The sequence below is a fragment of the Pseudomonas psychrophila genome, from assembly GCF_001043005.1.
Classification (GTDB): Bacteria; Pseudomonadota; Gammaproteobacteria; order Pseudomonadales; family Pseudomonadaceae; genus Aquipseudomonas; species Aquipseudomonas psychrophila.
In genome coordinates this window covers 339,678-353,060 of sequence record NZ_JYKZ01000003.1, presented here as the reverse complement: position 1 = coordinate 353,060, position 13,383 = coordinate 339,678, and the positions used below count along the sequence as shown (strand labels likewise).

Genomic DNA, 13,383 nt, shown 5'->3' with positions numbered 1-13,383 from the left:
CAACCGAAGGCGCATCCTCCGGCACATATCACCCGCATAACAATAATCAGTGGGGCTTCGAATTGTGAACACTTCCAGCAATCCGTCTGCTGCGCACGCCAACGACCCCGTCCTGGCGCGCGCGATTCAAAAAGTGAAGAGGCATGTGCTGCCGCTCTTCGTCATCATGTTTATCGTTAACTACATTGACCGCGTAAACATCGGGTTTGTGCGCACCCACATGGAGCACGACCTGGGCATTGGTGCAGCCGCTTATGGCTTCGGGGCCGGACTTTTTTTCATCGGCTACGCGCTGTTTGAAGTGCCCTCCAACATGCTGCTGCAAAAAGTCGGCGCCCGTATCTGGCTGACCCGGATCATGTTCACCTGGGGCATCACCGCTACCCTGATGGCCTTTATCCAGAACGAAACCCACTTTTATATCCTGCGCTTTTTACTCGGTGTGGCCGAAGCGGGGTTCTTTCCCGGAGTGATCTACTACTTCACCCGCTGGCTGCCTGGCGCCGAGCGCGGCAAGGCGATTGCCATCTTCCTCAGCGGTTCGGCACTGGCGTCCCTGATCTCGGGCCCGTTGTCCGGCCTGCTGTTACAAATCACCGGCATGGGCCTGCATGGCTGGCAGTGGATGTACATCATCGAAGGCATGGCCTCGGTGTTTTTGTGCGGTTTTGTCTGGTACTGGCTGGACTCAAAACCCCATGACGCCAAATGGCTCAGCCGTGAGGAACAAGATGCACTGGTGAACGAAATTGACCGCGAGCAGCGCGAGCGAGACGCCGTCAACACCGTTAAACCGAGCATGCTCAAGCTGCTGAAGGACCGCCAGATCATGCTGTTCTGCGCGATCTATTTCTGCATCCAGTTGACCATTTATGCCGCGACTTTCTGGCTGCCCAGCATCATCAAGAAAATGGGCGACCTGAGCGACATGCAGGTGGGCTTTTTCAACTCGATTCCGTGGTTGATTTCGATTATTGCCATGTATGCATTTGCTTCACTGGCCAGCCGCTTCAAATACCAGCAAGCCTGGATTGCCACAGCCCTGTTGATTGCCGCGCTGGGCATGTTCCTGTCGACCACCGGCGGCCCGATCTTTGCCTTCATTGCCATCTGCTTCGCCGCGATCGGTTTCAAATCGGCATCGGCGCTGTTCTGGCCCATTCCCCAAGGCTATCTGGATGCACGCATCGCGGCAGCCGTGATCGCACTGATCAACTCCGTCGGCAACCTGGGCGGATTCGTCGCGCCCACCACCTTCGGCTTTCTGGAACAAACCACGGGTTCGATCCAGGGCGGGCTCTATGGCCTGGCCGGCACATCGATCATCGCGGCAATCATCGTGTTCTTTGCCAAGACCAAACCCACCCCCGCCGCTGCGATCCCCGCCGCCCTGCAACCAGCCTGACAAGGAACAGACCATGAACGCCGAACATCAACATCACGCCACCAAAGCCCCGGTCGTCACCAGCCTGCAGGTTATTCCGGTAGCGGGTCATGACAGCATGCTGCTCAACCTCAGCGGCGCCCACGGCCCTTTCTTTACCCGCAATATCGTTATCCTCAAAGACAGCAGCGGCAATATCGGCGTCGGCGAAGTGCCTGGCGGTGAACGCATCCGCGAGACCCTGGAAGACGCACGCAACCTGGTCGTGGGCCAGCCCATCGGCAATTACCAGAGCATTCTCAACGCCATGCGCACCACCTTCGCCGCCCGTGACTCGGCTGGCCGTGGCCTGCAGACCTTTGATCTGCGCATCACCATCCACGCCGTCACGGCAATGGAAGCCGCCCTGCTCGACTTGCTCGGTCAGTTTCTGGAGGTACCAGTGGCGGCCTTGCTTGGCGAAGGCCAGCAACGGGATGCGGTGAAGATGCTCGGCTACCTGTTCTACATTGGTGACCGCCAACAGACCGATCTGGCCTACCGCGATGAAGCCGAGGCCGATGACTGGTTCCGTCTGCGCCATGAAAAGGCACTGACCCCGCAAGCCATCGTCCGCCTGGCAGAAGCCGCACAAGCCAAATACGGCTTCAACGACTTCAAGCTTAAAGGCGGCGTTTTTAGCGGTGCCGAAGAAATCGAAGCCGTCACCGCTCTGGCCGAGCGCTTCCCCAACGCCCGTATCACCCTGGACCCTAACGGTGCCTGGTCACTCAAGGAAGCTGTCGCCCTGTGCCGCGATCAACATCGCGTACTGGCCTATGCCGAAGACCCCTGCGGTGCTGAAAACGGTTATTCGGGACGCGAAGTAATGGCTGAATTTCGCCGCGCCACCGGCCTGCGCACTGCCACCAACATGATTGCCACGGACTGGCGCGAAATGGGTCACGCCATTCAATCCCAAGCCGTGGACATACCACTGGCCGACCCGCACTTCTGGACCATGCAAGGTTCGGTACGCGTCGCGCAAATGTGCCACGAGTGGGGCCTGACCTGGGGCTCGCACTCCAACAACCACTTTGATATTTCCCTGGCCATGTTCACCCAGGTCGCGGCCGCCGCACCGGGCGAAATTACCGCCATCGATACCCACTGGATCTGGCAGGACGGCCAGCGCCTGACCCGCGAGCCGCTGAAAATTGTCGACGGTCACATCAAGGTTCCGACCAGAGCCGGACTGGGCGTGGACATCGACATGGACGCCGTGGCCAAGGCCCACGAACTGTACAAAGGCATGGGCCTGGGCGCACGGGACGATAGCGTCGCCATGCAGTACATTGTTCCGGGCTGGAAATACGACAACAAAAAACCCTGTCTTGTGCGCTGAGCTCCCCACTGCGCCCTTAACACTCTAGCGAGGATCGAACGATGTCGACCGTAACTGGCCACAACTTTATCGGTGGCAGCCGCAGCGCTGCCGGTACCGTCACAGTGCAAAGCCTTGATGCCAGCACCGGAGAGGCGCTGCCTCTGCACTTTTATCAGGCTACGCCTGAAGAAGTGGACCGCGCCGCCTACGCCGCCGAAGAGGCCTTTTTACCGTTCCGCCAACTTTCCCCTGAACGCCGCGCCGAATTTCTGGACGCCATTGCCGACGAAATCGATCAGTTGGGTGACGATTTTGTGACCCTGGTGTGCCGAGAAACCGCGCTTCCAGCAGCGCGCATTCAAGGTGAGCGTGGCCGTACCAGCGGGCAAATGCGCCTGTTTGCAAAAGTACTGCGTCGCGGCGACTTTTTGGGGGCGCGGATCGATCTGGCCCTGCCGGATCGCAAGCCTCTGCCACGGGTGGACCTGCGTCAGTACCGCATCGGCGTCGGACCTGTGGCCGTCTTCGGTGCCAGCAACTTTCCGCTGGCCTTTTCTACTGCTGGTGGCGACACCGCAGCCGCCTTTGCAGCGGGCTGCCCGGTGGTTTTCAAGGCACACAGCGGGCACATGGCAACCGCCGACCAGGTGGGCTGCGCAATTATTCGTGCGGCTGAAAAGACCGGCATGCCCAAGGGCGTGTTCAACATGATCTTCGGCTCTGGCGTCGGTGAACTGCTGGTCAAGCACCCGGCCATCCAGGCCGTGGGCTTTACCGGGTCGCTGCACGGCGGCAACGCACTGAGCAAAATGGCCGCCGAACGCGAGCAACCCATCCCGGTATTCGCCGAGATGTCGAGCATCAACCCGGTGATCCTGCTGCCTCAGGCCCTGGCCTCACGCAGCGAGGCTGTCGCCAAAGACCTGTCGGCATCGGTCACTCAGGGCGGCGGACAGTTCTGCACCAATCCCGGCCTGGTGATCGGCCTGCGTAGCGCCCAGTTCTCTGCCTTTGTCGAGCAACTGACCCGGCACATGGCCGAACAGGCGCCGCACACCCTGCTCAACGCAGGCGGGCTGCGCAACTACGCCAAGGGCGTGGAGCATCTGCTCAGCCATCCGGGCATCAGCCACCTGGCCGGCCACACCCAGTCGGGATCGCAAGCGCAACCACAATTGTTCAAGGCCGATGTCAGCCTGCTGCTGGACAAGGATCCACTGCTGCAAGAGGAAGTGTTTGGCCCGACGACCATCCTTATCGAAGTCGAGAGCGATGCGCAGTTAAAAGCGGCCCTGCTGGCCTTGCGCGGCCAATTGACCGCCACCTTGATCGGCGAGCCGGATGACCTTGCACAGTATCAGTGGCTGGTGCCGATCCTTGAGCAAAAGGTCGGGCGGATTCTGGTCAATGGCTACCCTACCGGCGTCGAAGTGTGCGACGCCATGGTTCACGGCGGCCCTTACCCAGCGACTTCGGACTCACGCGGCACGTCGGTTGGCTCATTGGCGATTGACCGTTTCCTGCGTCCGGTCTGCTACCAGAACTATCCCGATGCCCAACTGCCCGAAGCGTTGCAAAACAGCAACCCGTTGGGTTTGAAGCGTCTGGTGAACGGCGAGTGGAGCTCCCAGGCGATCAGATAAGGCGGGGGTTTGCCTGGAGGCGCCAGCATGTGGCGCCTTTTTTATGCCTGCAAATTGGATCCAATATCAAATTTCAGGCAAAAAAAAGCCCAAGTAGCTGATGGAAACTTGGGGCTTAAAAATGCATAAACCGTGGTAGGTGAACGCAGGGCGATCTTACCCTATCGTAACAATCAGTAACAAGTGATTCTGCACAATTTATTTCAAACCAATACTGACCTAAGTCATTAAATAGCCACGTTTTTTAATTGTTTATTGGATCCAGTCTTATTCCAAATTGCTATCACCGCGATATTTATGGGTATTTTTTACCCATATCTCGCAGCCTTGTGCTCAACCTGGAAAATTGCTTCGCAGCGCCGTCAGCCCACCTTGATAGATGCCTGAAAACAGCTCCTGCGCCTCTTCATCGCTTACCCCATTCGGGGTAAAGCGCCCCGACCAGGTCACACGGGCGCCATCGCCGTGCGCTTCCACGCGCAAGGTTGCCAGGTAATCCGTCACCGGGAACGGCGCCTGAGTAATGGAGTAGCTGTAGGTCTTGCTCCCGTTGTCGAAGCTTTCAAGCCGTTCGACAATCACCGTGCCGTCCTCGGTACGCAGAGTGCGCAAGCGCCCGCCTTCACTCAGTTCGCTTTTTACAACAAACGACAACCAGTCCGGCAGCGAGCCAAAGCCGCCGATCAATTGCCAGACCTGATCGGCTGGAACGGGAATATCGATAGTTGCGGATGCGGTTGCCATGTGGGGATTCTCCATCAGTCAGTGATTTGTCGTCGGCACTTGGTTTGCGGGTTGAACCAAACCGAAACGACGTGTGCCAACAGCAACGGCCCCTGTGAGACCCGCTCGGGTCACTCAAAAACCGGTTTAAAGAAGCTTCGCTCGTAACTCAGGATGCAGCGATTGTCTTCAGCCAGTTTGAAGGCGGCAATGCACTCGGCATCGGTTTTTGAGCGCTCGCGGTAGTCTTCATAGGCCGCAAGGCTGGGGAAGGTAAACATGGCCAGGGCGATGTTGTTGGCACCTTCCGAGGGCAGGAAGTAACCATGGTGCTGACCGCCGAACTTCTCAACCAGCGGTATCCAGATTCGCCCGTACGCTTCGAATTCGGCCAGCTTGTAAGGGTCAATTACATAACGCAGGTAGCACGTGATCATGTGTTCACTCCATGAGGCGAAAGGAGATCGAGACTAGTCTCCAGCCGCCCCACGGGTCAACAGACTCAAAGAGGATGCAGACGATCATCCTCGGCATAAATCGCCGTGTGCAAACCGCCTTCGGTATCGCGCCAGGCGCGGTACATGCCCGGCGTATTAAAGCTCAGGACGGTCTCGCCGGACGGTGACACCGCCACTACTCCGCCGTTGCCTCCCAAGTCCTTGAGTTCGCCCTGCACGACCTGCTCGCAGGCATGCGCCAGGCTCGATCCCACCAACCGAATCCGCGACGCAATATTGTGTGCTACCACCGTGCGCATGAAGAACTCGCCGTGACCGGTCGCCGAAATCGCGGCACTGCGGTCATCGGCCCAGGTGCCGCAACCAATCAGCGGCGAGTCACCCACGCGTCCGTAGCGTTTGTTGGTAATGCCGCCTGTAGAGGTGGCCGCCGCAACATGACCCTGTTGGTCCAGCGCCACAGCCCCCACAGTGCCGAATTTTTTCTCGACGCCACCCGGCTCCAGCAACACGGTCTGCGGCTGTTGTTGCTGGGCAGCCCACTGTCGGCGACGCAAGGGGGTGTCGTACCAGTCGTTGCTGACGTGCTCCAGATCGGGTTGTTCGGACAGAAACAGATCCGCACCCTCGCCTGCCAGCAACACATGTTCGCTGTGCTCCAGTACCGCCCGCGCACCACAAATCGGGTTACGCACGTGATGTACGCCAGCCACCGCTCCAGCTTCGAGGTTGGCGCCGTTCATGATCGCCGCGTCCAGTTCGTGGTCACCCTTGTGGGTAAACACCGCGCCCTTGCCGGCGTTGAACCATGGGCACTCTTCGAGTTCTACAACGCTTGCCTGCACGGCGTCCAGGCTGCTGCCGCCCTGTTCCAGCACCTCAACACCGGCCCTGAGCGCCTGCAACAACGCTGCGTGAATCGCCTGTTCGTCATCGTGCGTCAGCACGCCGGGCATCAGCACCCCGGCTCCGCCATGCAGGGCCATCGCTATGGATTGAGTCATTGCGCATGCACTCCGTGATTAATTATCTGGCTCAAAAAACGTTGGGTCCGAGGTGATTCCGGGGCCGAGAAAAAACGCTCGGGGGGCGCTTCTTCGACGATTTCGCCCTGGTCCATGAATACGATCCTGTCTGCGACCTTTCGGGCAAAACCCATTTCATGGGTCACGCAGATCATGGTCATGCCTTCCTGGGCCAGGCTGGTCATCACATCCAGCACTTCGGCGATCATTTCCGGGTCCAGCGCCGAGGTCGGCTCGTCGAACAGCATTACCTTGGGTTGCATGCACAATGCCCGGGCAATAGCGATACGCTGCTGCTGCCCACCGGACAACTGCGAGGGAAACTTGTTGGCGTGATCGCGCATCTTGACCTTGTCCAGCAAGGCCAGTGCACGTTCGATGGCTTCAGCCTCAGGCACACCCAGATTGGACGTCTGGGGCAAGGTGCAGTTTTTCAGTACCGTCAGGTGCGGGAACAGATTGAAGTGCTGAAAACACATGCCCACCTGCCGACGGATTCGCTCCAGGCCCTTGACGCTGCCATTGAGCTCCTCGCCCAGCACCTCGACCAACCCTTGCTGATGCTGTTCCAGCTGATTGATGCAGCGGATCAGGGTCGACTTGCCGGAACCGGAAGGCCCGCAGATCACCACTTTCTCCCCGGCATGGACATTCAGGGAGATGTTTTTCAACACGTGGGCATTGCCGAACCACTTGTTCAATTGTTCGATACGCACCATCTCGGCGGCATCTGCCTTGGGTTTCATGATCATGAGCGGCTTTGCTCCATACGAAGTTCAAGATGTCGGGCATAGCGCGACAGTGCAAAACAGATGACAAAGAAATAGATCGCCAGGAAGACGTAAATTTCGTGGCCGTACTCAACCCACTCCGGCGCGACGGCGGTGCTCATGGCGATACCGACGATGTCCAGCACGCCGACAATCATCACCAGCGTGGTTTCCTTGAACAGGCCGATAAATTGTGTGAGCAAGGGCGCAATGGATTGCTTGAGCACTTGCGGCAGGATGATCTGGCCCATGGTTTTCCAGTAGCCAAAACCCAGCGCCATGGCCGCTTCATACTGCCCCTTGGGCAGGTTCTGCAAACCGCCGCGCAGGGTCTCGGCCATATAGGCGGCGGTAAACAGGATCAGCACCAGTTGCACCCGAAGCAGGATGTCGAAGGCCGAGTCCGGCGGCAGAAACAGCTGAATCATCAGCGAAGCCATAAACAGCAGAGAGATCACCGGCACCGAGCGCACCAGCTCGATATAGAGCACGCACAGCATGCGGATAACCGGCAACTTTGAGCGTCGACCCAAGGCCAGCAAAATCCCCAGGGGCAAGGCGAAAATCATCCCTGCGGTACCCAGAAAGATCGTCACCAGCATCCCGGCAAACTTGGTCGAAGACACCTCGGGCAAACCGGCCCCGCCCTTGAGCAGCCACCACATCACGATCGGCAGCAAGGCCAGGTACGCCAGCAGCACGCGGCGGTCCAGACGTTTGAAAAACAGCAAAACAAACGCCGCGCCCGCCAGTATCAGCGACAGGGTCACTCGCCACTGCTCGGCTTGCGGGTAAAAGCCATACACAAACAGGTTCCAGCGTTGGGTGATCGGCAGCCAGCATGCCCCGGCGGGGTTGCAGTCCTTGGCGCTGTCGCCCACGAACGTCGCGTCGAACACTAGCCAGTTGAGTGCCGTAGGAATGCACCAGCACAACAGTGCAATCACGCCGAGCGTCAGCAGGCTGTGGCCAACACTGGGGAACAGCTGACTACGGCACCAGGCCAGCGCCCGCTGAGCCCAGGGCAATTTTGGAGGTGCCAGCGCGATAGCCAGTGATTGATTCATGGCAGTCATGTTCAGTGCCCCCTCTGGCCAATACGATGGTTATAGATGTTCATCCCCAGAGAGATCACCAGACTGATTGCACAGTAAGTCCCCATGACCAGCGCGATGCACTCAATGGCCTGGCCCGTCTGGTTCAGGGTGGTACCGCCGGTAGACGACACCAGCTCCATAAAGCCGATGACCACACCCAATGAGGAGTTCTTGACGATGTTCAGGTATGTGTTGGTGATCTGCGGAATCATCGGATAGATCGCTTGTGGCACGATCAGTTGGCGCATGGTTGAGCCGGATTTGAAGCCGAGCGCTTTGGCTGCTTCGTACTGACCGCGATGCACCGACTCAATGGCGCCCCTGACGATTTCCGCGATGTAGCTGGCGCTGTAGAACGACAAGGCGAGGCACAGGGCAAGCATCTCCGGCACCAGGGTGATTCCGCCCTTGAACCCGAAACCACGCTGCACAGGCACTTCCCATTGCAAATGGGCATCGCTCAAGACGTACACCAGCAACGGCAGCAATACCGCACCGGCCAACAGCACTGGCCATCGGCGGGAGGCAAATCCGCGCCACGGTGTACGGGCTTCCTTGACGCGACAAAACACATAACCCAGCAACGTACCCAATACCATCAGGGTCAGGCCCCAGCCGACCTGACTGCCTTGCGCAAGCCAGGGCAGGTTCAGACCGTTGTTGTTCAAAAACACCACGCCAAACAACGAAGCCGAATGCTTGACCCCTGGCAACGCCAGTACCAGGCCGTACCACCAGACCAGATGCACCACCAGCGGCACGTTGCGCAGAAACTCAATGCACGTCCCGCTCAGGCGCTTGATCAGCCAGTTGTCCGAGACGCGGGCCATGCCCAGTGCGCCCCCCAGGAGGGTTGCCAGCACAATGCTCAATACTGACACCAGCAAGGTGTTGAGCAACCCCACCAGATAGGCCCGGGCATAGCTCGCGTCCGGGGTGTAATCAATCAGCGAAAAACTGATGTCGTAGCCAGCGCGCTGAGATAAAAACCCGAAGCCCGAGGCAATATTCAGATTTTTCAGGTTCAGCGCAGCATTACTGGAAAGCAGGTAAAAGACCGCCGCAACCAGAGCCAGTACCAGCCCTTGCTGCAACACACTCGACAGGCGCAGGTTGTGCGAACGATAAGTCGACATGACAGTAATTCCCTTAACGAATCGGCGGCGCGTACATCAAGCCATTGTCTTTCCAGCTGCGGTTCAGACCGCGCGGGATGTTCAGTGCCGTCTGCTGGCCGAGGTTGCGGTCATAGATCTGCGCGTAGTTGCCGACTTGCTTGAGAGCGCGGTACGCCCAGTCACTGTCCAGGCCAAAGGACTTGCCGATCGTGCCTTCAGTGCCCAGCAAACGGGCGATATCGGTCGACGCCGTTTTATCACTGTGCAGTTGGTCGACGTTTTCAGATGTCACCCCCAGTTCTTCACCTGTCATCAGGGCATAGGCGGTCCAGGTCACGATATTGCGCCAGGTGGTGTCCCCTTGGGCGACGAAGGCGCCGAGGGGCTCCTTGGAAATGACTTCCGGCAACAGCACGTAGTCTTGAGGGTTGTTCATCAGCGCCAATCGGGCAGCCAGGCCGGAGGAGTCATTGGAGATGGCGTTGCAGCGCCCGCGCTGAAACGCGGCGTACAGTTCGGGGCTTTTCTCGATGACCACCGTCTTGTACGTCAGGCCGCGCCGACCGAAATAGTCCTCGAGGTTCTGCTCCGACGTAGTGCCCGGCGACAGGCAGAACGTTGCTCCGTCCAGATCCGTCAGCTTTTTAATGCCATCCGCGGCGTGGGTCATGAAACCCTGGCCGTCGTAAAACCAGACCGTGGTGAAGTCCACACCCAGATTGGCCACCCGTTCGGCGGTCCAGGATGCGGCCCGCGACAGAATGTCGATTTCCCCGGAAGCCAGGGCGGTAAAGCGGTTTTTTGCAGTGGTGGTCAGGTACTCGACCTTGTCCGCATCGCCCAGCACGGCGGCGGCAACGGCACGGCACAGGTCAACGTCCATGCCGGTCCAGCGACCTTTGTCGTCGATCAGGGAAAACCCCGGCTTGTCGCCGGCCACCCCGCAGCGCACGCTGCCATGGGCCTTGACCTTGTCCAGCACACCTGCCTGGGCAACTTGAGCACCGGTCACCAGCATCGCCAGCAGTGGTGCCCCAAGTAAAAGCTTCACCCTATTCAATTTGTGCATATCATTGCCCCTTCAAAATTCTTCTTGTTATGCCTGACAACCACAATCCAACGGCAGGTGGCGGTTAAGACGCACAATAAAGACAGAGGCATGGGCCGGATAGCGACTATTGATCCACTAAGCTGGACGCGCTATCGAATATTGGAATAACTCTATGAACATCGACTGGTATGAAGACTTTCTCGCCCTGGCCGATACCGGCAAGTTCACGGCGGCGGCCAGCATGCGCGGCTCTTCGCAATCGGCGCTGAGCCGGCGAATTCAATTGCTGGAAGCGCACCTGGGAGCCACCCTGATCGACCGCGAACGCAACCCCGTGCGACTGACGGCCGCCGGTGAAGCCTTGCTGCCCAATGCCGTGGAATTGGTGCGCATGGCCCGCGACTGTGAACAGAGCGTAAAAGTGCTTAATCGGCCCCTGACCTTTGCCTCGTTGCACACCCTGGCGTGCAACTTTTTCCCGGACTGGATCAGCCAGTTGAACAGCCCGCAAACGCCCCTGTTCACCCGTATCGATACCGGCTATCGCAGCACCGATGACTACTACATGGCGCTGATGTCCGGACGTTGTGATTTCATCCTGTTCTACCGTGATACCAAGACCGCGCCCTACTCCCGGCAAAGTGAGTTCGAGGTCAAGTCCTTGGGCCATGACGAGCTGTACTGGGTCGCCACCCCGGCACTGGCGGTGCATTGCGCCCAGACCGATGAACCGATCCCGCTGCTCAGTTATTCGCGCAGTGCGCAACTGCATGAATTGTCCCGTACCCAGATCAACCGTCACCCCCAGCCCCACCGCCTGCTTCAGGTGTTTGAGGCCACAGTGTCCGAAGCCCTCAAACCGATGGTCGCCAGCGGCCAGGGCGTGGCGTGCATGCCACACAGCATGGTTGCACCGCTGATCGAGCGCGGGGAGCTGGTGCGCTTGTATCCGGACATGGAGTCCGACCACCTGGAAGTCATTCTGGTGCGGTGGAGGGACAACCGTAACCCCCAGGCTGATGCGCTCTGGCAGCGATTGTAGACAAAGAAAGTGTAAAGATCCCGGGACCGCTGCGCACCGGCGACAGGCGTACGCAGGGGCGAAAGCGCTTTGGTTACTTTGCCGCTTTTGCAAAGTGACTCGCTGTAAGAACGAAACCCCTATTCCAGTTAGACATGCATGCCGGATATGTACCCGGCCTGCCAGCTATCACCAAAGCCCCCAATCGCGGCCCCGCACATCACCAGCCCCACTACGAACTTTCAGGATTTTTCGCACAGGTTTGCCAATTGCTGAGGTATCGGCACGACGCCTATAGTCAGCCCTCGCCGATAAGGCGACCGGGTTTGGCGACCTGGCAGTATCCAGTTAACGTGTGGTTGTTAAATATGGCTAAGCGTGTATTTTGCTCGCACTGCTTTATGGCAGCTGTACGTGGGAGATCTTCGGGTCTGCCGGGTTTCCTGGATCACCGGTTCGCCAACCCGCGTACAGCGGCCACCTGTTTTCGTTTGGCGACGAAATAAGCTGGCTCAAATACCCTTCCAGGAGCATCACTTATGACTCAACATCCATTTATTCCGCTAACCGCCATCGACTGCACCATCCCCGCCTTATTTATCGACCGCAATACGCCCCTCGATGTGCTTCACGCCAACGCCGTGGCCCGCATGCTGGCGGCAACCCAACTTATGGAAACACTCTCCAGCCGCGAATTGCAGCAGGCAGATTCGGTTAATCTCAAACATCTTGCCACGGCGGCTGCGCTGCTACTGCGAGATGGTTGTGACGTGTTGAATGTGTTGGGTTGGCGATTGCAGCCTGCATAGAAAAACACCCTAGTGCAGGGTTATACGACGGCTGCGTCTACAGGATTCGTCGTCTATCCCTCTACGTAGCAGTTGACGAGTAGAACGAGGCTACGTTCGATCGCGCAGCGGTCGCAAAACCGGAATACGCGCAGTGCCTGATTAACCGTGCAAGCCGATTTCACGACTGCTGCGTCGCAGTGGCGCACCAAGCCGAACGCAGCCTCGCACGGCTCGTCAGCTGCTACGGATCGTGAATGCAACCCACCAACCAGGCCGGCCGGTCGGCCGCCTCGGCGGGCAGTGCTTTTGATCTGCCCGCCCCTTCGGGAGGCCGAGAGGAGGTTCTGCGCAGTGGGTCGACCGGCATGGATGCCGGGAGAGCCGTGTTGGGCCATGGATGGCCCGTCACGGCGTGCCCACGGAGCGGGACCGGAATGAGGGAACCTGAGCGCAGCGAGGGCCGTACGCGGGGGCGAAAGCGCTTTGGTTACTTTGCCGCTTTTGCAAAGTGACTCGCTGTAAGAGCGAAACCATCATTTCAGTTAACTGCGAATGCCGGATATGTACCCCGTGTGCCAGTTGTTTTGCGAAGCGCCCGCAGCGATGCCGAGTCCATATCCATTCGATATGTCACGACTTTCTACGGGTTCCGCCCTTACAGCGGGTCACTTTTTCCAGACGCCGAAAAAGTCACCAAAAAGGCTTGCCCTACCATACGGCCGACTCGCCCAGGCTCGGTGGTTCCCTCACTCCGGCACTGTCATGGGCATTCGCGTCGTCTGGACATACGTGTGGCTCCAGCAAAAGCAAAAGCAAAAGCAAAAGCAAAATCCATGGCAGACGCCACAGAACCTTGCGCAAAACGTTTAAGCGCCAACAGACAAGCCGCTGACGAGTAGAACGAGGCTACGTTCGAGCGCGCAGCGGTCGCAAACC

Annotated in this window: 12 protein-coding genes; 5 read left to right on the top strand and 7 right to left on the bottom strand. The window is 58.6% G+C overall.

Annotation, left to right across the window (positions count from 1 at the left end; genetic code table 11):
• Positions 1–64 precede the first annotated feature (64 nt).
• The 3 genes from TU76_RS10815 to TU76_RS10805 are packed head-to-tail and all read left to right on the top strand — an operon-like array spanning position 65 to position 4,393.
• On the top strand, positions 65–1,405 hold the full coding sequence (locus tag TU76_RS10815) for an MFS transporter (protein ID WP_019826058.1): 1,341 nt from the start codon (positions 65–67) through the stop codon (positions 1,403–1,405).
• A gap of 13 nt (positions 1,406–1,418) precedes the next feature.
• Positions 1,419–2,768, top strand: coding sequence for a glucarate dehydratase (gudD, locus tag TU76_RS10810; protein ID WP_019826059.1), 1,350 nt, complete (start codon positions 1,419–1,421; stop codon positions 2,766–2,768).
• A gap of 41 nt (positions 2,769–2,809) precedes the next feature.
• On the top strand, positions 2,810–4,393 hold the full coding sequence (locus TU76_RS10805) for an aldehyde dehydrogenase (NADP(+)) (RefSeq protein ID WP_048351634.1): 1,584 nt from the start codon (positions 2,810–2,812) through the stop codon (positions 4,391–4,393).
• A gap of 333 nt (positions 4,394–4,726) precedes the next feature.
• On the opposite strand, the gene TU76_RS10800 is transcribed toward TU76_RS10805, so the two are convergent.
• From TU76_RS10800 to TU76_RS10770, 7 genes are all read right to left on the bottom strand, one after another.
• Positions 4,727–5,137: an SRPBCC family protein gene (locus TU76_RS10800; RefSeq protein WP_048351633.1), complete on the bottom strand. Its 411-nt coding sequence runs from the start codon at positions 5,135–5,137 to the stop codon at positions 4,727–4,729.
• 110 nt (positions 5,138–5,247) lie between these two features.
• Complete coding sequence (locus TU76_RS10795; RefSeq protein ID WP_048351632.1) at positions 5,248–5,553, bottom strand: NIPSNAP family protein; 306 nt, start codon at positions 5,551–5,553, stop codon at positions 5,248–5,250.
• A gap of 65 nt (positions 5,554–5,618) precedes the next feature.
• Complete coding sequence (locus tag TU76_RS10790) at positions 5,619–6,578, bottom strand: isoaspartyl peptidase/L-asparaginase family protein (protein ID WP_046810813.1); 960 nt, start codon at positions 6,576–6,578, stop codon at positions 5,619–5,621.
• A complete protein-coding gene (locus TU76_RS10785) occupies positions 6,575–7,351 on the bottom strand; it encodes an amino acid ABC transporter ATP-binding protein (protein WP_019826069.1) in 777 nt (258 codons plus the stop codon). The genes TU76_RS10790 and TU76_RS10785 overlap by 4 nt, the downstream gene beginning before the upstream one ends.
• On the bottom strand, positions 7,348–8,445 hold the full coding sequence (locus TU76_RS10780; protein WP_048351631.1) for an amino acid ABC transporter permease: 1,098 nt from the start codon (positions 8,443–8,445) through the stop codon (positions 7,348–7,350). The genes TU76_RS10785 and TU76_RS10780 overlap by 4 nt, the downstream gene beginning before the upstream one ends.
• A 2-nt stretch (positions 8,446–8,447) precedes the next feature.
• Positions 8,448–9,602, bottom strand: coding sequence for an amino acid ABC transporter permease (locus TU76_RS10775; protein ID WP_019826073.1), 1,155 nt, complete (start codon positions 9,600–9,602; stop codon positions 8,448–8,450).
• Positions 9,603–9,615: 13 nt separating this feature from the next.
• Positions 9,616–10,653, bottom strand: a complete 1,038-nt coding sequence (locus TU76_RS10770) for an amino acid ABC transporter substrate-binding protein (RefSeq protein WP_019826075.1) — start codon at positions 10,651–10,653, stop codon at positions 9,616–9,618.
• A gap of 154 nt (positions 10,654–10,807) precedes the next feature.
• On the opposite strand from TU76_RS10770, the gene TU76_RS10765 reads away from it, so the two are divergent.
• Positions 10,808–11,677, top strand: coding sequence for a LysR family transcriptional regulator (locus TU76_RS10765; protein ID WP_048351630.1), 870 nt, complete (start codon positions 10,808–10,810; stop codon positions 11,675–11,677).
• A 518-nt stretch (positions 11,678–12,195) separates the two neighbouring features.
• Positions 12,196–12,465, top strand: coding sequence for a hypothetical protein (locus TU76_RS10760; protein WP_048351629.1), 270 nt, complete (start codon positions 12,196–12,198; stop codon positions 12,463–12,465).
• Positions 12,466–13,383 lie beyond the last annotated feature (918 nt).

Coding starts and splice junctions, on each gene's coding strand:
- gudD (WP_019826059.1), top strand. CDS start 1,419: ATGAACGCCGAACATCAACATCACGCCACCAAAGCCCCGGTCGTCACC.
- TU76_RS10795 (WP_048351632.1), bottom strand. CDS start 5,553: ATGATCACGTGCTACCTGCGTTATGTAATTGACCCTTACAAGCTGGCC.
- TU76_RS10800 (WP_048351633.1), bottom strand. CDS start 5,137: ATGGCAACCGCATCCGCAACTATCGATATTCCCGTTCCAGCCGATCAG.
- TU76_RS10780 (WP_048351631.1), bottom strand. CDS start 8,445: ATGACTGCCATGAATCAATCACTGGCTATCGCGCTGGCACCTCCAAAA.
- TU76_RS10765 (WP_048351630.1), top strand. CDS start 10,808: ATGAACATCGACTGGTATGAAGACTTTCTCGCCCTGGCCGATACCGGC.
- TU76_RS10770 (WP_019826075.1), bottom strand. CDS start 10,653: ATGCACAAATTGAATAGGGTGAAGCTTTTACTTGGGGCACCACTGCTG.
- TU76_RS10805 (WP_048351634.1), top strand. CDS start 2,810: ATGTCGACCGTAACTGGCCACAACTTTATCGGTGGCAGCCGCAGCGCT.
- TU76_RS10785 (WP_019826069.1), bottom strand. CDS start 7,351: ATGATCATGAAACCCAAGGCAGATGCCGCCGAGATGGTGCGTATCGAA.
- TU76_RS10775 (WP_019826073.1), bottom strand. CDS start 9,602: ATGTCGACTTATCGTTCGCACAACCTGCGCCTGTCGAGTGTGTTGCAG.
- TU76_RS10790 (WP_046810813.1), bottom strand. CDS start 6,578: ATGACTCAATCCATAGCGATGGCCCTGCATGGCGGAGCCGGGGTGCTG.
- TU76_RS10760 (WP_048351629.1), top strand. CDS start 12,196: ATGACTCAACATCCATTTATTCCGCTAACCGCCATCGACTGCACCATC.